Raw genomic sequence first — 18,435 nt, forward strand, 5'->3', positions numbered from 1 at the left:
AGATACCAATGAAACGGCTGCTGTTACCGCTTATCCTAATTCTGAGCCTGACGGGCCGGGCGTGGGCTTCCAAGATTCTGATTCCCATGGACGATAGCCAAAAGAATCACCTGAAAGCTTACGGTATTGCCTTCTGGGTACTAAAAGTGTATGATACCGAAATTGACTGGCTGCTCAACTACCGGGGTGGCTCGTTTATGATGCCCCAGACGCAGGCCTTTGTCAACGAAATGGTTATCCGGGGCGTAAGTTATGAGGTTATTTCGGATGCACAGGCAGGCCAGATACTGGCCGAAGTGGCGGCTCCTGATGCCAATATGGATGCCGTAAAACTCCAGAAACCGCCCAAAGTAGCCGTGTATTCGCCCAAAACAAAGCAACCCTGGGATGATGCCGTTACCATGGTGATGACGTATGCCGAAATACCCTACGATGTTGTGTTCGATGAAGAGGTGATGAATGGTAAACTGCCCGAATACGATTGGCTGCACCTCCACCACGAAGATTTTACGGGGCAATACGGCAAATTTTTCCACTTCAAAGACCAGCCCTGGTATATAGCCCAAAAAAATGAAGCGGAAGCCATCACGCGGAAATTTGGCTTCACCAAAGTACCGCAGCTAAAACTGGCCGTAAGTCAGAAAATTCGGGATTTCGTGTTGGGAGGAGGGTACCTCTTTGCCATGTGCAATGCTACCGATACCTTTGATATTGCCCTCTCCGCTCATAATACGGATATTGTCGATTCCTTTTATGATGGTGACCCCGCCGACCCTAATGCCAGTACCAAACTGGATTACAGTCAGACGTTTGCCTTCAAAGACTTTCAGGTTTACACCAACCCATACCTGATCGAGTTCTCGAACATCGATAATCAGCCCGAAGAACGGGGGTTAAGTGAACACAACGATTATTTTACCCTGTTTCAATTTTCGGCCAAGTACGACCCAATCCCTACCATGCTAACGCAAAATCACCTGAACGTGATTAAGGGATTCATGGGGCAGACAACAGCCTTTAAAAAAACGTACATCAAACCCGAAGTAGTTATTCTGGCCGAAAACCGGGCCGTCAGTGAGGCCCGCTACATTCACTCGCCCTACGGCCGGGGCTTCTTTACGTTCTACGGCGGCCACGATCCCGAAGACTACCGCCACGAAATTGGTGAGGAGCCTACCGACCTGAACCTGCACCCTAACTCGGCCGGTTACCGGCTCATTCTGAACAACATCCTGTTCCCGGCGGCCAAGAAGAAGAAGCAGAAGACGTAGGCCATGCCAACCTTCACCGAAACGCACAAGAATCCATGGCGATGGTATCTGGTGGCCTATACAGTTGCCCTTCCAATCATTTTTTATTGGGCGATACATTCCAATATCCGCTTTGTTGAGAGAAGAAGCTATCTGTTGGAAATGCTGGGCGTATATTCTTTATATGCCGTATACGTAATGATTAAGGTGTTCGGCAATACCACTTACCAGATTGACGAGCAGGGGGTCCATTATCGTGTGAAACCCTTTGAAAAACGGCAGACTATCTCCTGGTTTCATATCGACCGCGCTTACGTCCGGGATCTTACACTTTTCGGGGAGCATCCGAAGGGAACTGTTGATGCCCGGAAGAGACCAAAGGGCAGACCCTACTTTATGAAGTTTGGGTCAGATAGCCGGGTTATTGATATGAAGTTTGGCGCGAAGGGTGACCTTGGTTTTCAGATAAACAAAAAGACGGGTGATACAATTCTCTTCGGCACGCATCGCCCCGATGAACTACAGGCCTTTTTAGCCTCGCTTGGATTCGGGGCTTGAACCTACGAAGTAAGGGCGTTTCCAGCGTCAAATAATGCATTATTTACCCCGTAAATAAACGTTTGTTACCATGCCAATCTTTACCGAAACGCAGCAAAATCCTTACCGGTGGTACGTTGTTCTGGCAGTTGTCGGTTTCTACTTTTCTTTGGTAAGCTGGTTTTATTGGGGGTCAACAGTCAATGTAGTGGCAGAAGGAGGAAGCTTTTTTTCGTGGAAACTGGCCAGTGCCTTCATCCTGGTCAGCGTGTTTTTTTGTGCTATTCCTTTCAGGAAGATAGAAACACATATCGATCAGGACAGTATTCAGTTCAGAATAAGCTTATTCGGTGGCAAGCGAGGGGTAATAAAATGGGAAGACATCGACCGCACTTACGTCCGGGAGTTTGCCCTGTATGGCGAATACCCCAAAGGCATGGGAGGTACCCGGCAAGGACCCAACGGCTGGGCTTACGTCATGAACGGTGATTACGGGCTACAGATAAATAAGAAATCGGGCGGCAACATTTTCCTTGGTACGCAACGCCCTGAAGAGTTGCATGCCTTTTTAGCGTCGCTTTCAATTCAGTAGAGAGCGGAACCGCTGTAGGTCTAAAACCATTCGGCTACGACTTCTTCACGACCTTTACTTTCCAGTTTACGCTCCAGGTCATCAGGAATTTTTGGGAAGAAATCGAGTCCTGTTAGTTGTTCGATGAGGTCTACGGGTACCACAAAATCCTGTAATGAGCCGTGGGCTTCTTCATTATTGAGCAGGAACCCAATCATGCGAATGTCGGGCTGGTTGCAGTACAAAATTACCTTGTAAAACTTGGCGGGTACAGTTACTTCATTGCTTTTTCCGATGGTGGGCAAACCGGGTTTAAGTACCGGACCCGTCACTACGTAGATGCCTTTGTCGCGCCGAGCCCAGACGCGTACCTGGTTTTCCAGGTCACTCCAGATACCCCTGTTAAACTGAGGTGCCTGTGGGGTAATGTTGCTCATGAAAAATGTTTCGCGCATCATTCGCTGCGAGAACTTAAAATCGGCGGCCGGGGCCAAATGCCCCCGGTCGTAGCCTGAACGGGTATAATCCGATGGTATAGCCGTACCATTCTCAACTAAAGGGTCAGGTTTAAACTGCTCGTTTTTCCGGTCGGCATCCCCCGTTGTTTCATACGCCAGGAGCGGATACGCTACCCACTCGGCATCTTTGTACTGCTCGCGGTAACTGAGCGTATACCCTTCGTGCCGAATCAGTTCGCCCGGCGATTTGGAGGTGGGTAATAAAAAGTCAACCTCTTTCTCAAAATCAAAACGGACGTTTCCCGACGATTCCGCCGTCGGCCTGTTAGGCGTATTATCACTGGCTTCACTCTCGCCCCGTTCCCCGTTATTCGTTGCAGCATCGGAGGCTTCATCGGGTTCGGGAGCTTTGTAGGGGTTCGACCCTTTTCGCTCGGAGCGCGTATGCCCCAGTCCAACCAATTCCCGGAAATCATTCCAGAAGGCCACAACGGGCTGGGTTCGACCGCCGTAGTGCAGAAAAAGTCCAATCAGGAAAAAGATGAACAGCAATACGAGCGTGTTGCCACGGGGCCTCATACCCCGACGCATGTACCGGTTGGTTGAAAATTTAGGCTTGAAGAACATACATCAAAGTTACTAACAGTTTGTGGTAGACTGGGCACTCATGCCGTTGTGGTTGTGCAGGGCAAGCATAACGGTACAAATCAATGCGCCTGGTAAACCTTAACCGGTGAACTATAAAACTAAAAATCACTGTTTTTAACCCATGTCATCCTTTACAATTGCCGTTGTCGGTGGCGGAGCGGCTGGTTTTTTCGGGGCCATTACGGCTGCCGAAACCTTCCCCGAAGCTACCGTTATTATTCTCGAAAAAAACCGTACCGTCTTAAATAAAGTCCGCATTTCGGGCGGAGGACGCTGCAACGTTACGCATGCCTGCTTCGATAATCGGCAGTTGGTGAAACATTATCCACGGGGTGAAAAACCGTTGCGCGCACTATTGACTCAGTTCGACGCTACGGCTACCGTAAACTGGTTCGAACGCCGGGGAAGCCCGCTGAAAACAGAGGCCGACGGACGCATGTTCCCTGTTACCAATACCTCCGATACCATTGTCGATTGCCTGCTCACCACGGCCCGAAGGCTGGGTATTCAGGTCAGAACCAGTTGTGGGGTGGCCACTATCCGGCAAACCGAAACCCGTGCCTGGTCGCTCGATTTACTCACAAACGAAACACTCATTGCCGACCGGGTGCTGATTGCTACGGGGGGATACCCACAACCGGCATCGTATGAATGGCTTCCCCGGCAAGCGGAAGAACTACTGTCACCCGTACCATCTCTGTTCACGTTCAATGTGCCGGACAGCTATCTGCTGCCGTTAGCGGGTGTGTCGGTGCCTGATGCCGGTGTGTCAATAGTAGGGGCCAAACAGGAACAGCGCGGCCCCGTGTTGGTTACGCACTGGGGCTTTAGTGGTCCCGCTATCCTGCGCCTGTCGGCCTGGGCTGCCCGGGATTTAGCGAATGCAGACTATCGGTTCGCCCTGCGCATCAACTGGGTACCCGACCTGAACGACAATACCCTGCGTAGTAAGTTGCAGGAGTTCCGGCAGCAGAACGGGAAAAAGCTGGTTGTTTCGCAAAATCCATTCGGTTTGCCCACCCGACTCTGGCAGGCTTTTGCCGCAGAGTCGGGTATTCCGGAGGCACAACGCTGGGCCGACTTGCCCGCCAAACCGCTCAACCGCCTGGCCGAGCGGCTGACGAACAGCCAGTTCCATGTTGCCGGTAAAACCACGTTCAAAGAAGAATTCGTGACCTGTGGTGGTATCTCGCTCAATGGCCTGAACGGGCAAACCCTGGAGAGTAACGTATGGCCGGGGCTGTTCTTCGCGGGCGAAGTGCTGGACATCGACGGTATTACGGGGGGCTTCAACTTTCAGAGCGCCTGGACAACGGGCTACGTAGCCGGATTGCACATTGGTCGATAGCTATTGCTCCCGGCTTCGCCTTCACGTGTTAACAAGTTGCCGGTGAGGGCGAATAACCACGTTTAATGTCTGCCAGGGCTTCCTGCCCCATCTGCCACCGGCGGATAACGTTTACCTGACGTACAAGTGTCGGGTCTTTGGCTACGTTGGTCTGGTCAAAATACTCCGGCATCCGCTCCGTCATCCTGCTCACCAAATCCTCAATAGAACCGCTGATCAGTTCAGGCGATAGTTTGGTAATTTGAATGAGTGCCCTGGCCATGGAAGCTGTATAAAAGGCACAGTCGATATCCTGATGGCGTACCGGTACGCCATCGTGTAACCGCTGGAGATTCAGACCGCCATCTTCCAGTCGCTCCGAAGCGGCCGGGCTGCCCTCCGGTTGTGGAAACACCGTGTCGAGGTAGCGTTTGAACTTATCCCACCAGGGTGGCTTCCCATCTGGTTTCAGCGTATCGCAGAAGAGTACCCGCTGGGGCAGGCCGGGCTGCTGAACGTTCATCAGCAACAGGGCGGCCCCCAGATGCCGGTCATCGACCGCATGGCGACGCTGTACCACAAAGCAATGAATCGCCTGCTGACTGTCCTGCTTCAACTGTTCGGCTGCCGTCCTGACAGCCCGCAGGGAATCTTCCATGTATCCTTCCGTTACGACGTGAACGGGCAATGTCGACGAAAACAGCGCTTCCCGACGAAGTTGACGGGCTAGTAGATTCAGGGTTGTGGCATCCGAACGGCGCGTGCCGAAGTAAAAACCAATATCTTCTCTGACATCAGTCGGCATGGCGGCAAACGAAATCGAATCACCGCAGGTCTCCTGCCGACTGACGGGACTATACCGAAAGGGTACTTCCAGGTGTTCGCGGTGGGCGGCCAGGTTATAAATACGTCGCTCAAACAGGGATAGTAGTGGCTCGTACGCATCCGGCTCGAAGAATACCTTCGTACTTGGCCGGAGCAGATGCCGGGCAATGTCGTCCTGTTGAAGCAGCCGCTCAAGCGCATCGTCATGATGCTTGAAAAAACTCCGCAGTGCGCCCTGCTGCACAAACGCTTCCGTATCCCGCTCAACCTCCGTACGTCGGTCAACGCCTGCTACAGTACCCTGCTCAATCCAGTGCCTGAGGTACTGTTTTACGGTTTCATCGAAGATAAAATTGGCTTCCTCTGCCTGTTCCCGGGTGTATTGTGTGTAAGAAATTTGCAGGCTATTCGTCGATTCATACTGACTAAAATCGAGGGCCGGGAGTGCGGTCATAGGAGTTTGCTGAGGCTTTATAAAGTTTAGGCTAATATATGAATTTGCGGGGGATTATTTTAACCGATTCACCTTGCACAACAACTATATTTTGGGATTTCACGAGATGATTACGGCTGAGTCTCCATTTCGTCAGATTATTGGCAAACCATACCAATTTGCCGGCCAGAACGTAGGTTCAGATCCAGTAAACTGGCTCGGGAAATTGTGTCTGATCAATTCGGAGCTGAACTGAAGAATGGCTCTTTACAACACCGCCCGTGCCGCTTCCTCGTCACGTTTTAACTGGGCAACCAAAGCCGGTAACCCATCGAATTTCTGCTCCGGGCGCAGAAATTCCCTGAATCGTAAGGTCATGTGTTCCCCGTAAATATCTTTGTCGAAATCGAAAATGTAGGTTTCGATGGTCTGATGGGTACCCGCCACCGTGGGCCGGAAGCCAATGTTGAGCATGCCGCCCAGCGTTTGCCCACCGTATTCCACCGAGACGGCGTAGACCCCGTTGGCCGGGATAAGTTTAGCGGCATCATCAACCTGCATATTAGCCGTTGGGAACCCAATGGTGCGACCCAACTGTCGCCCTTTCACGATGGTTCCCGTCAGGGAATACGGTCGGTTGAGGAACTGGTTGGCGGTGCGGACATTACCCTCGTTCAGGGCAGCCCTGATTTTGGACGAGCTCACACCCACTGCGTCAACGTCCTGCCGGGGAATTTCCTCCACCTCAAAACCGTACTCATGCTGGTGCGCCTTGATGTACTCGAACCCACCTTCGCGGTCGCGTCCGAAACGATGATCGTAGCCAATGACCAGTTTCTTCGTGCCGATTTTTTCAATCAGAATCTGATTGATATACTCCTCGGACGTCAATTGCGAAAATGAGCGGGTAAACGGAATAATAACCAGATGATCTACGCCCGCCTGGTCGATGAGGGACGCCTTCTCGTCGAGGGTAGTCAGCAATTTCAGGTTCTGACTATCGTTGGAAACAACTGTACGCGGGTGCGGCCAGTACGTAATCAGGACCGACTCTCCGTTACTGGCTTTAGCCACTTCCGTCAGACGTGCCAGGATGGTCTGGTGCCCCCGGTGGACACCATCGAACGTGCCACTGGTAACTACCGCATTCGGCAACGGCTGTATATCATCAAGACCCTGGTAAATAATCATTCATTCGTTGATGGTTGGTTGGGCTGCATTGCCCGGTGGGCGTCAATAAATTGTTCGATTGTACTGGCTTCCTCAATCCGAAAGTTACCGATACGGGTTCGGCGCAGGCTGCTCATATAGGCACCATTAGTAAGTAATAGGCCCAGGTCGCGCACCAGACTGCGAATATAAGTGCCTTTCGTACAAACGATGCGAAAATCCAGTTCGGGAAAACGGGCTGTATCTACTTCGAAGAGGGAAACCGTTACTTGCCGCGCCTTGATTCCTCCATCAACCCGGTCGGCGGTTTCACCCCGCCGGGCTTTTTCGTACAGTCGTTCACCGTTCACCCGAATGGCCGAGTAAATAGGGGGTACCTGTAGGATATCGCCCGTCAGTTGCCGGGCTGCTTCCTGAATTTGTTCGGCCGTAATGGATGAAGTATCAAACTCCGCATCGAAGGCCGTTTCCAGGTCGACGGAGGGTGTGGTTTTGCCTAGCACGAGCGTACCTGCGTACTCCTTTTCCTGCGCCTGATACTGATCAATCTGTTTGGTCATCTTGCCGGTACACAAAATGAGCAACCCCGTTGCCAACGGGTCGAGCGTACCCGCATGACCAATTTTTTTGAATTTACAGGCGTACTTGAGCTTATTGGCCACGTCGAACGATGTCCAGGTAAGCGGTTTGTCAATCAGGATAACCTGACCGGGGTCGGACAGTGGTGGTTCGGGCATGGTATGCGGTAGTTGGTCTAGGGTATTCGATTTACGGTTAGCTGACGCGTCAATAGCTCTTTCACCAGCTAATCTCAAACCGAATACCGTAAACTATAAGCGGTTACAATACATCCAGTTTCACGCCAGCAGCCATCAGGCCCAGCAACAGCAGCCCCAGCGCAATTCGGTAATAGCCAAATACCTTGAACCCGTAGCGCGTCAAAAAATTAACGAAGCCCCGAATGGCGAGCAGACCAACCACAAAGGCAATAGCGTTACCAAGTAGCAGAATCTGGTAGTCGGCAGGCTGGAGTAGTTTGTAGGTTTTGAGCAGTTTGTACCCCGAAGCCGCTGCCATAGTAGGTACGGCCAGAAAAAACGAAAACTCAGCGGCCTGCTTGCGGGATAGTCCCTGAAACATACCGCCAATAATAGTTGCCGCCGACCGGGAGACCCCCGGAATCATGGCGATACACTGGTAGAAGCCGATTCTGAGCGCGTCCGGTACGCTGACATCCCCATCTTTCGGCTCGGCCGGTCCGTCGTTACGGTTGGTGATGCGGTCGATAAAGACGAGCACGATACCGCCCAGCAACAGCGAAATGGCTACCACTACTACATTTTCGAGCAGAGAGTCGATAAAATCGTTCAGTAGGAAACCGATAACGGCGGCTGGTAGGAAAGCAATCAGGATTTTACTGTAAAAATCGGCCATGGGTTGCCAGCGGGCAGGCACCGATTTCAGGTAGGAGGGAGTGGTAAAGGTGCCGGTACGGGGGTCCGTCATAAAACGACGGTGGTACAGAACCAGCACCGACAGGATGCAGCCGAACTGAATATCGACCGTGTATAATTTAGTGAATTCATCACTGGCAATGCCTGCCAGCGAGGAGTAAATAATCATGTGACCCGTTGAGGAAACCGGTAAAAACTCGGTTATGCCCTCAATGATGGCCAGCATTATAGCGTGAAAAAGCTCCATTAAAAAACAGTTTGTCGTGCGTAGTCTGTCGGTTGACGTTTGTCAACGGCGGACAAACTTAGGACAAGCGCGGTCAAACGACAAACTACGGGTTACAAACGGCCAACTTTTTCAGCTTTTGGGGCGGGTAAGAATGGCGAAAAACTCGACAACGAACCCGGCCATCACCACAATTGGACCCAGAGTCAGCCCCAGAAAACCAAACCCAAATTCCTCTTTGTCGAGACTCATGATAAAGAAGCCGGCCAGGATGGTGCCAATCCCGATGAGCATAAACATGTAGTTCTGCCGTCCAAACGGCAAAGCTGCCGTACGGGCAGGCTCGCCAATCGTCGACCGGGTAGGCACCGTTTTAGTAACCACTGGTGCTGCCGGAGTAATTGGATTTTTTACTGGTTCTTCACGGCTCAGCGTAGCTGCTCCAGTCTGCTTATCTTTTGCCATTTCTTTTTGTGTTTAACTAAATGTAACATCTAAACGGGGTACATTGTAATCTGGCTTTCTGGACCAGCATTTACCTCATTATTGATAAATGTTTTCATCAATAGAGCTCATCCAGCGTTAATCCAAGATACCGGTTTACAGCCTGGAAGGTGCTCAAAAAACCAATGATGATGCCCAGACAAACAATCCCTGCCATCAGGAACATAATCTTTTGCGGGTCCTGAAATGTACCCAGTTCAGGTAGGTTATGAATGGCCAGTTGCAACCCGCCTATAAGCAACCCAACGGCAATGATACCCGCCAGAAAACCCTGCCATATGCCCCGCCCCAGAAAGGGCCGGGTAATAAACGAATTAGTAGCCCCCACCAGCTGCATACTCCGAATCAGCATCCGTTGCGAGTGCAGGGCCAGCCGAATGGTATTGTTCATCAGCACCACAATGATTATCAGCAGAATCAGGGCAAAGGCCGACATCACTGCGTAAATCTTCGTAATATTCTGGTTGATGTTATCGACCAGGTTCTCCTGATAAACAACTTCAAAAATGCCGTTGATCTGTTCCAGATCTTTCTTTACTTCCTGCAATTTCGCTTCCTCGAAATACCCTTCGTTGAGCTTGATCCGGTAGCTGTCGTGCAGCGGATTCTCGCCCAGAAACTTCGAGAAATCTTCCTTCGTCTCGGCAATGAATTCCTTGGCCGCTTCGTCCTTGGTGACCAGGTTCACTTGTGGTTTACCATCGGCTTGCAACACGTAAGGTCGCTCGGCAATGGTTTTATACACCAGTGCCGTCTTGTTCTCATCCAGTCCTTTATCCAGAAACGCCCGGATTTCGTAGTTCTCGCGGATGTGGGTTACCAGCTTCTTCGACTGGATAGCCAACAGCCCGCAAAAGCCGATCAAAAACAACGCCAGCGTCAGACTGAAGAGAATCATGCCGCTGGGATACGCACCTACTTTTTTCTTTGTACGAGCCATTCAGGGGTTCGTGTTAATGGAAACAAAAATAACGGAATAAGCCGCTGAGCGGTCGAATTTAAGAAAATTTAAGGGTAAACCGAAAACGCCGTATTATCGGCAAAAGGGTTTATCCCAGTTTTTTCGGGTTTAGTCGGTGCTGAAATACCTTGTCTGGATACGTAACCTCAACCAGGTACAACCCATTGGCTGGTGCTGCCCGCCCGGCCTGGTTCCGGTCGCGGGCCAGTATAATCTGTTCAAACTTCTCCAGACTCAGGCGCTCCTGACCAATCTCAATCATGGTACCCACAATGGTACGGACCATCCCCCACAAAAAACGGTTCGCTCCAATATGGAACGTCAGCGAATCGTCGTTTATGCGTTCCCAGTAGGCGAAATCAATCCGACAGTTAAAATGCGTTACGTTGGCGCGGGCCTTGCTAAAGCTCTTGAAATTGGTGTGCTGACGTAATAGGGCACAGGCTTCGTTCATCACGGGCAGCTTGAGCGTTGGCCTGAAATGGTAGGTCAGGCCGTTCTGAAACGCATCTTTCTGGCGGGTGACCAGGTACTGATAATAGCGGGCCGTGGCCGAGAATCGGGCGTGGTCGCTGGCCTCAACCGGAAAAATGGCGTGAATGGCAATATCGTCGGGCAGGATGCAATTGAGTGAATAAACGAGCGATTCGGTCAGCGTCAGCGGCTCATCGACCTCGAAATGCGCAAACTGCTGCCGGGCGTGAACACCCGCATCGGTACGGCCACTGCCCATTATGTAAATGGGTTTGCCAAGCCGCTGCGTCAGGGCGGCTTCGATTGTTGTTTGTACGCTAATCCCGTTGGCCTGCGTTTGCCAGCCATGGTAAGCCGTTCCCCGGTAGGCTAGTTCGATAAAGTACCGCATAGGCTGCAAAAGTACGGCTTCGTCGGCAGTTAGCGGGTGGTTCTGGCAGTAGTCCAAAACAAATGGTCCTTCCCCAGTGAAGAGGAAGGACCCTGTATAGATGAAACTGATAGTTTACCGGGGCCCACGCTGACGGCCTGCACCTCCATTAAAACCACCTGCTCCCTGCTGGGGTTGAGCCGGAGAGGATTGTGGACTAGGTGCGCTCTGGACTTCCGGTGTTCGTTGTCCATCACTACTACCCCGTCCGCCCGGTGCCGTTGGCATATTAACAGGACCCTGCCGCTCAGCCCGGTCGAATACACGATTCGTTTGAGGACTTGGAACGGGCTGAGCGGCACCCGGTGAATAAGTCCCGCGGCTGCGACCAAAACGGTCAGACGAGGTATTGTCCGGTGTGGGAGTCATGTCGGCGTTGCCACGCTGGTTGGCGGGTGCATTGTCGTTGTAACTCCCTCTGTTGGTTGCATTGCCGTCGTACGTCCGGCCCGGGGTGGTGTTGTAATCCCGGTTTGCCCCGTCGTTCGCACGGTTCGGTACGGCATCGCTGTTATACGTTCGGTTGGGCGCCGTGTTACCATTGTAGCTTCCCCTCGGTGTAGCATCGCGGTTGTTATCATATACCCGGCCTGAGCCATTGTTGTAATCCTCATTGTTTCCCCGGTTGGAACTGTTGTTTCGGTTATAGTCAGGCCTGCCGTTATTAGTATACGGGTCATTTCGATTGTTATACCCCTGCCCGTAAGCCCTTGGTCCACGACTCGTTGCACCACGACCATCACCATCCGGACGGTAGAACCCGACGGAGCCGTTCCCCACCACCGAACGCCCCGGCCGGTTTATGGACTCAATGCGGTAAACCTGAACATTACGGCGCGTAATACGCTCAATGTCGCGACGGGGCGGGCCGTAGTTAAACGACCGGTTATTGTACCGGTACACGTTGTTGATGTAGGTGGTATTCTGATAAATATAGTTCGCCCGATTGCGGGGTACGTAGTAACCGTACAAATTGGGACTGGTAATGTACACCTGTGGTACGAAGGTCCAGTAAGGAGCCGGAATATTAATGTTTATGTTCACACCGGGACCAAGCGGTGCCCAGCCATAGTACCCGCCACCCGACCGCCACGATACCCAGGCTGGTGCCCATTCCGTATCGGGTAGCCAAAGCCAGCCGCCGTAACCAGGGTCATACAGCCAGCGTCCGTAATGAAACGGTGCCCAGCCCCAGTCGTAGTCCGATACCCAGGTATTGCCGTACTCTGTCATAACCCAGTGCCCACCGGTGGCGTAAGGCTGAAAATCGGGCCCGGCATTGGGTATCCAGGCACTACCATAGCCGGGATAGTTTGTCCACTGCCCGTACGGTGCCAGTTCACCATAAAAGGCATCGACTGGCACACTGTAGCCCGGCTGGGCCGACAGTGGCTGCGCGAAAAACACGCCGAAGGCGAGTAGCGCGAACAGGCTGGTTATGGTTAGTTTGTTCAGGATGGTCGTCATTGTCTGTGTTATTAGGCAACGTCTCAGACGTTTCGGCAGTTAGATGCTCTAACACACCAAACGTTTAACGACGACCGATGTATTTATGACATCCTGAAACGCCCGCTTCTCTACCGGCGAGCTTTTGGACGTTACGCTGGATGGGCCTGGTGAGTGCGCCAGTGGCTATTCTATGCTCACTCGGGATTATACCCCGAAGCCGCCAGAAATTTTTCGGAATTTTTGTCGGTTAAATCCAGGCCAATCATGTAAGCCAGTGCTTTCTTCTTATCCCTGGCCTTCTCGTAGTAGCGTTTACAAATCTGATACCCTACGAAGTACCCCAGATCCCGGGCCTCTTTCCCCTCAATCTTTCGCACATTGTACAACCATCCCCCTTCCCAGTTGATTGGTTGATTCATTTCTTTCCTGAACGCTTCCCAAATGGGTTGCTCATGTTGCAAGCCAAACGCTATGTATCCATCGGGTTTAAGCTGATCCAGACGCTGCCCCAGGACTAACTCGGTCACAAAATCCGCCATGCCTTCTTTTAGGCATTGACCAAGCAGGTTTTCGTGTGTTTTCTCGTACTGGCTAACCAACGTTGTATCACTCATCAGCCGGTTGAAGTTTCGCTGCTCATATTGCTGCGTGTGTACAAACTCGTGAATAACGAGGTAAACCGACCAGTCCGGCTGTGCGTTGGCGGCTACTTCGGTGCCGATGTAAACAGTCCTGTCGCGTATAGTGCCACCCGAATTGCCAATCCCGACGCAGAAGTAGATATTGCCGTAACGAAAGTCAGGGTAAAGCTTTTTCAAAACGGCAACCTTCTTCAGGATTTCCGGCTTCTGGTTGAGAACAGAAAGAATTTGGGGTCTCTTTTTAACCAAATCGGCTTTGTTGCTCTCGATGTATTTTCGCCATTTCTGCGTGTTTCCACCCCGCAGAACCATAAACTCCTTTAAGCCAGTGCTTGCTTTGTCAACATACAACTGCTGAATAAATCTGAGTTGTTTGGCGGTATCGGAAGTTGTCAGTACACTATCGAACGCTTCGTAAAAACGGGGTAAGTCTTCCGTGTGTAAATCAATCTGTGCGTAACTGACGAAGCTAACAAAGCAGCCAAACAACGTGGAAAACAGGCGTATTGCTTTTCTCGTCAGTTTATTGGTGGGTTGCATGTGTATTCGTTTTAGGGGGTCACTTGCTATGACAAAGTAACACCATTTGTACCCATGTCAGGGAAGTAAACTATAGTTTTTGCCAGGCGGCTTTCTGACGGATTTAGTTCAGTTAAACTCCGCTGATATCAAGATACTGTTTGGTTCAACGCTTTGGTAGAAGCCGTTAAGGCAGCGGACAAAGAGAAGGACATCGCCCTCAAATCGGTGATTGGCCCTAATGCAATCCAGACACCCCTGCTGTGCAAAACCGCCGATGGACTGTATATCAGCCTGTACGAAGCCGCGTTACTCAATTATCCCGTTATGCACCTGCAACTGGATAAGAAAACCCTGACGCTGACCTCCCAGCTCACACCCGATGCCGTGGGCAACAAAGCGTACCTGCAAACCCCCGCCAAAACGCCCTGGCGAACGATTCTGGTGAGCGACAAAGCCACTGATCTGCTGGCCTCCAAACTCATCCTGAACCTGAACGAACCGGCACAAATCGGGAATACGTCGTGGATAAAACCCCAGAAATTTGTGGGTATGTGGTGGGAAATGCACATCGGCAAAGCTACCTGGGAAAAAGCGGGCGGTAAACACGGGGCCAACACGCAGAATGTAAAAAAGTACATCGACTTTGCCGCCAAATACGGCTTCGATGGTGTATTGGTCGAAGGCTGGAATGTGGGGTGGGAAGACTGGTTTGGCAACTGGAAGGAGAATGTGTTCGACTACGCCCTATCCCGATTACAATATTGATTCCCTGCCCGCCTACGCCCGCCAGAGAGGGGTCCGCATCATTATGCACCACGAAACGTCCGGCTCGGTCACTAATTACGAGCGCCGGATGGATGCGGCCTACCAGTTTATGGTGGCCCACGACATCAATACGGTAAGAACCGGCTATGTAGGCCGGATTATTCCCCGTGGCGAACACCACGATGGTCAGTGGATGATTAACCACTACCAGCGGGTAGCCGAAAAAACGGCTTCGTACAAGCTCATGCTCGACTCCCACGAGTCGGCGCACCCCACCGGCCTACACCGCACCTATCCCAATTGGATGGCGAGCGAAGCCGCCCGGGGTAGTGAATTTCATAATGCACCTACGCTGGGTATGCCGCCGGAACACACGACTATTTTGCCCTTCACCCGGCTGCTAGGCGGGCCGATGGATTTTACGCCGGGCTTTTTCCACTTTCAACTGAATCAGTTCGAGAAAAACCGTACCCAGCGGGTCAAAACGACGCTGGCCAAGCAACTGGCGCTATATATAACCATGTATAGCCCACTGCAAATGGTGCCTGATTTACCCGAAAACTACGAGCAGCACCTCGATGCCTTTCAGTTTATCCGGGATGTGCCGGTGGATTGGGATGACACCAACATACTGGCTGCCGAACCGGGCGACTACGTATCTATTGCCCGGAAAGAGAAAGGAACGGATAGTTGCTACCTGGGCGCTATTACTGACGAAAACAGCCGCGACATGCCTATCAACCTGGCTTTTCTGGAACCGGGGAAAACCTACGAAGCGACAATCTACCGCGACGCGCCCACGGCCGACTGGCAAACCAATCCGGAAGCCTATGTAATTGAGAAAAAAACGGTAACAGCCACCACGCCCCTGACGATTCATCTGGCAAAAGGGGGCGGTTGTGCCATTCAGTTCATCAAGCGCTAGAAGTTGCCAGTAAGACAAAAAATCCCGGTTCCGTGAATAAGCCACCGCCGGGATTTTTTCAGGCATTCACTACAATTGTATGCGTCAGCATGTAACCGCCCGAAACACTACCCGACAAGGTCGCTAACTCCGTCGTGAAGCCATCCGAAAATACGCCGTCCCGTTCGTTGGTCGTATTCTGTGCGCCTTTGGTGTAGCCCTGTGCCTGTGCCGTGGTATACACGGTATTCGTTACGTCGTAGGGAAAGGCAATCTGGGTTACCAGCAGGGATTTTCCGGCTGCGTTGTAAATGTGTACGTGAATATGCGGTGCCCGACCCGAATACCAGCCCGGAAAAACAGATGTGAAACTAACCAGCCCGTTCGCATCCGTCGTCTGACGACCGCGCAGAAAATCGACCGTTGTCAGATTGACGTTCTGGGCACCCGACCCGCCGTATTCGGAGTAGTAACCATCCTTGTCGCAATGCCAGATATCGACAAGGGCACCCGCCAGTGCGGCACAACCGGCGTTGGCGTTTTTGATGGTGATAGTAACCGCCAGGGCCACACCCGTGCGCCCATCGGTGATATCTTTTCGAATAAAATTAGCGGGTACTTTCGTGGGAAACGGCCCTTCTGTTTCCGATGGTGTAACGGAGCAGTTGGTAGCTGAATTGCCGTTCGTGGAACCCGTTGAGGAAGTGCCGGGGTCTACAATCTTTGTTTGGCATGCCTCTGCCAGCGGGGCAATGGCAGCTATACCCAGTAAACTGGTAAACCCCCGTTTTAAAAATTCTTTACGCTCCATAGTTTTCAGTAAAAAGTACTTTTTCAATTGTCGCACCCACATGGTATCCCCTCGCGAAAAGCCACGCTATCGAGGCAGTTCATGGCTGGCAGAACACAACGTACCGGGTGACGTTATTGATCTAACTTACGCGCTACAAATATCTTTCGTTGCAGTATGGGTATATCCGGTCGTAGAGGGGCGTATCGTTCTCCGTCTAAATCCTGTACTTTTGTAAAAAAATAATGGCCAATAGAAACCCACGTTTCTCAGGCAACCCTATAAACGGATTACGTCATGCCAGGAATGGAATTTTTTGGAGCCGCTGAGCGCAGCGAAATCAACGATGTGCTGGAAACCGGTATCCTGTTTCGGTACAACCACGAAGCACAGCGCAACAACATCTACAAAGCCCGCGAGTTTGAAGCGGAAGTAGCCAAATTGGTTGGGGCAAAGTATGCCCACGCCGTATCGAGTGGCTCAACGGCCGCTTTGTGCGCGATGGCAGCCGCCGGTATTGGAGCGGGAGACGAGGTTATTGTCCCTCCCTTTACGTACATCGCCACTATAGAAGCCGTACTAATGGTGGGTGCTCTACCCGTTTTCGCGGATATTGACGAAACAATTTGCCTTAGTGCGGAAGGTATTCGCAAGGCCATTACGCCCCGCACCAAAGGCGTTTGCCTGGTACATATGTGCGGGCAAATGGCCGATATGGACGCGATAATGGCCGTTATCAGGGAGCATAATCTGGTACTGGTCGAAGATGCCGGACAGGCGATGGGAGCCAGCTACAAAGGAGTTTCGACGGGACTCTGGGGCAAAACCGGGGCTTATTCGTTCGATTTCTTCAAAATTGCTACGGCGGGTGAAGGTGGAATCATGGTGACGAACGACGAAACCGCTTACAAACATGCCGACTCCTATTCCGACCACGGGCACGACCACATCGGTAGTAACCGGGGGATGGAACAACACCCCATTCTGGGATTCAACTACCGCATTAGCGAACTCCACGCGGCTGTAGGCCTGGTGCAAACCCGCCGGGTTCCTGAAATTATCCGTAGCAACAACAGCCACAAAAAGCAGTTGATGGATGCCCTGGGCCAGGTGCCGGGTATTTCGTTTGCGCGGATTCCCGACCCGGATGGCGATTCGGCTACGTTCCTGAATATACTGCTACCCGATACCGAAGCGGCCGGGCGCGTCGTAACCGAACTTAATGCTGCGAGCGTGGGTGGTTTCAACTACTGGTTTACGAATATGTACCACTTCATCAATCAGTGGGACCATATTAAGGAGATGCGGACGGCTTCGGCCCTGCCCATTGAGAAGTTCGGTGCACCGCAGGACTATAAGAACCTCGACATTCCCAACGCCCAGGCCGTTATCGGCCGGTTGATTTCGTTTGGTATCCGGGCTACCTGGACATCGGAAGAAGTGGCGACGCTAGCCACCAATATTGAAGCCGCCGTTCGGAAAGCAGTACTGGTCGAAGCATAATGCCGACGTTATTTACCGACGGTGGATTCCGCTTCTTCTTTGTCATGTTCGATTTGCTGAACGAGCTGTTTCACATCCACGTAGGAGATGGTGCTCGTAAACTCTGCAAGTATTGGATTTTTGCTGATGGGAATTACGAACTTGCAGAATCCCAAAGCTTCAAACAGCGCGAACTGAACAATATTGAAGCAACATTAACCAGTCAAATGACTTTTATTCAGGAAGCGTATGGCAACTATTGCAAAAGCAACAACCTCACAATCAACTACAAAATCAAGCGTAACGCCTGAGTTGGTAACGATTGCTGAATTACCCATTCTAACAAATGTTTGGGTAGATGATTTGCGCGTACATTTTGAGTTGGAGGATGGCCGGACTATTGCCTGGCCAATAGCGTGGTCTTCGATTCTGGCTAAGGCAACGCCAGAGCAAAGACAGCAATTTTCCTATTCGGCCTACCACGTTTTCTGGGATGATATCGATGAGATTATAGGTGTAAAAAACGTCTTATATACCTCCCGGAATCCCGCCAATTCATCGAGTAGTTAAGTAACCAGTGGAACCTGACAAGTGAACCTACTTTCAGCCTAAAC

General features: G+C 51.6%; 18 protein-coding genes and 1 pseudogene. 8 read left to right on the forward strand and 11 right to left on the reverse strand.

Going from position 1 to position 18,435, the window contains the following annotated elements; translation table 11 throughout:
- Window positions 1-8 precede the first annotated feature (8 nt).
- From B156_RS0114075 to B156_RS29200, 3 genes are all read left to right on the forward strand, one after another.
- The gene (locus B156_RS0114075; protein WP_018620381.1) at window positions 9-1,271 is read left to right on the forward strand and encodes a hypothetical protein; all 1,263 of its coding nucleotides are present in this window, start codon (window positions 9-11) and stop codon (window positions 1,269-1,271) included.
- A 3-nt stretch (window positions 1,272-1,274) separates the two neighbouring features.
- Window positions 1,275-1,808: a hypothetical protein gene (locus tag B156_RS0114080; protein WP_018620382.1), complete on the forward strand. Its 534-nt coding sequence runs from the start codon at window positions 1,275-1,277 to the stop codon at window positions 1,806-1,808.
- A gap of 70 nt (window positions 1,809-1,878) precedes the next feature.
- A complete protein-coding gene (locus tag B156_RS29200) occupies window positions 1,879-2,379 on the forward strand; it encodes a hypothetical protein (protein ID WP_018620383.1) in 501 nt (166 codons plus the stop codon).
- A gap of 20 nt (window positions 2,380-2,399) precedes the next feature.
- Here the strand turns inward: B156_RS29200 and B156_RS0114090 are convergent, their stop codons facing one another.
- Entirely contained in the window at window positions 2,400-3,443 is a 1,044-nt protein-coding gene (locus B156_RS0114090; RefSeq protein WP_018620384.1) for a DNA/RNA non-specific endonuclease, read from the reverse strand.
- Between the two features lie 142 nt (window positions 3,444-3,585).
- On the opposite strand from B156_RS0114090, the gene B156_RS0114095 reads away from it, so the two are divergent.
- The gene (locus tag B156_RS0114095; protein ID WP_018620385.1) at window positions 3,586-4,812 is read left to right on the forward strand and encodes a BaiN/RdsA family NAD(P)/FAD-dependent oxidoreductase; all 1,227 of its coding nucleotides are present in this window, start codon (window positions 3,586-3,588) and stop codon (window positions 4,810-4,812) included.
- A gap of 28 nt (window positions 4,813-4,840) precedes the next feature.
- Here B156_RS0114095 and B156_RS0114100 read toward each other — a convergent pair whose 3' ends face one another.
- The 9 genes from B156_RS0114100 to B156_RS0114145 all read right to left on the reverse strand — a co-directional run bounded on the left by B156_RS0114100 (window position 4,841) and on the right by B156_RS0114145 (window position 13,898).
- Window positions 4,841-6,070: a hypothetical protein gene (locus B156_RS0114100; RefSeq protein WP_018620386.1), complete on the reverse strand. Its 1,230-nt coding sequence runs from the start codon at window positions 6,068-6,070 to the stop codon at window positions 4,841-4,843.
- 246 nt (window positions 6,071-6,316) lie between these two features.
- Complete coding sequence (locus B156_RS0114110) at window positions 6,317-7,240, reverse strand: bifunctional riboflavin kinase/FAD synthetase (protein WP_018620388.1); 924 nt, start codon at window positions 7,238-7,240, stop codon at window positions 6,317-6,319.
- The gene (truB, locus tag B156_RS0114115) at window positions 7,237-7,956 is read right to left on the reverse strand and encodes a tRNA pseudouridine(55) synthase TruB (protein ID WP_018620389.1); all 720 of its coding nucleotides are present in this window, start codon (window positions 7,954-7,956) and stop codon (window positions 7,237-7,239) included. The genes B156_RS0114110 and truB overlap by 4 nt, the downstream gene beginning before the upstream one ends.
- Window positions 7,957-8,059: 103 nt before the next feature.
- Window positions 8,060-8,920, reverse strand: a complete 861-nt coding sequence (locus tag B156_RS0114120; RefSeq protein WP_018620390.1) for an undecaprenyl-diphosphate phosphatase — start codon at window positions 8,918-8,920, stop codon at window positions 8,060-8,062.
- Window positions 8,921-9,031: 111 nt separating this feature from the next.
- Entirely contained in the window at window positions 9,032-9,364 is a 333-nt protein-coding gene (locus B156_RS0114125) for a DUF3098 domain-containing protein (RefSeq protein WP_018620391.1), read from the reverse strand.
- A 97-nt stretch (window positions 9,365-9,461) separates the two neighbouring features.
- The gene (locus B156_RS0114130) at window positions 9,462-10,343 is read right to left on the reverse strand and encodes a cell division protein FtsX (protein WP_018620392.1); all 882 of its coding nucleotides are present in this window, start codon (window positions 10,341-10,343) and stop codon (window positions 9,462-9,464) included.
- A 109-nt stretch (window positions 10,344-10,452) separates the two neighbouring features.
- Window positions 10,453-11,229, reverse strand: coding sequence for a tRNA pseudouridine(38-40) synthase TruA (truA, locus tag B156_RS0114135; RefSeq protein WP_018620393.1), 777 nt, complete (start codon window positions 11,227-11,229; stop codon window positions 10,453-10,455).
- Window positions 11,230-11,343: 114 nt separating this feature from the next.
- A complete protein-coding gene (locus B156_RS0114140; RefSeq protein ID WP_018620394.1) occupies window positions 11,344-12,735 on the reverse strand; it encodes a DUF6600 domain-containing protein in 1,392 nt (463 codons plus the stop codon).
- A gap of 176 nt (window positions 12,736-12,911) precedes the next feature.
- Window positions 12,912-13,898 (reverse strand): DUF2268 domain-containing putative Zn-dependent protease, encoded by a 987-nt coding sequence (locus tag B156_RS0114145; RefSeq protein WP_018620395.1) that lies wholly within the window; start codon window positions 13,896-13,898, stop codon window positions 12,912-12,914.
- A gap of 156 nt (window positions 13,899-14,054) precedes the next feature.
- Between B156_RS0114145 and B156_RS32185 the strand changes: the two are divergent.
- Window positions 14,055-15,570: pseudogene (locus tag B156_RS32185) on the forward strand (glycoside hydrolase family 97 catalytic domain-containing protein); the annotation flags it as partial.
- A 58-nt stretch (window positions 15,571-15,628) separates the two neighbouring features.
- Here B156_RS32185 and B156_RS0114155 read toward each other — a convergent pair.
- Window positions 15,629-16,360, reverse strand: coding sequence for a dioxygenase family protein (locus B156_RS0114155; RefSeq protein WP_026260825.1), 732 nt, complete (start codon window positions 16,358-16,360; stop codon window positions 15,629-15,631).
- Between the two features lie 276 nt (window positions 16,361-16,636).
- Between B156_RS0114155 and B156_RS0114160 the strand changes: the two genes are divergently transcribed.
- The 3 genes from B156_RS0114160 to B156_RS0114170 are packed head-to-tail and all read left to right on the forward strand — an operon-like array spanning window position 16,637 to window position 18,391.
- The gene (locus B156_RS0114160; protein WP_026260826.1) at window positions 16,637-17,842 is read left to right on the forward strand and encodes a DegT/DnrJ/EryC1/StrS family aminotransferase; all 1,206 of its coding nucleotides are present in this window, start codon (window positions 16,637-16,639) and stop codon (window positions 17,840-17,842) included.
- Complete coding sequence (locus B156_RS29210; RefSeq protein ID WP_018620398.1) at window positions 17,842-18,132, forward strand: DUF4160 domain-containing protein; 291 nt, start codon at window positions 17,842-17,844, stop codon at window positions 18,130-18,132. The genes B156_RS0114160 and B156_RS29210 overlap by 1 nt, the downstream gene beginning before the upstream one ends.
- The gene (locus B156_RS0114170) at window positions 18,071-18,391 is read left to right on the forward strand and encodes a DUF2442 domain-containing protein (protein ID WP_084757740.1); all 321 of its coding nucleotides are present in this window, start codon (window positions 18,071-18,073) and stop codon (window positions 18,389-18,391) included. Before B156_RS29210 ends, B156_RS0114170 begins: the two co-directional genes overlap by 62 nt.
- Window positions 18,392-18,435: the final 44 nt, after the last annotated feature.

The sequence above is a fragment of the Spirosoma luteum DSM 19990 genome, assembly GCF_000374065.1.
Taxonomy (GTDB): Bacteria; Bacteroidota; Bacteroidia; order Cytophagales; family Spirosomataceae; genus Spirosoma; species Spirosoma luteum.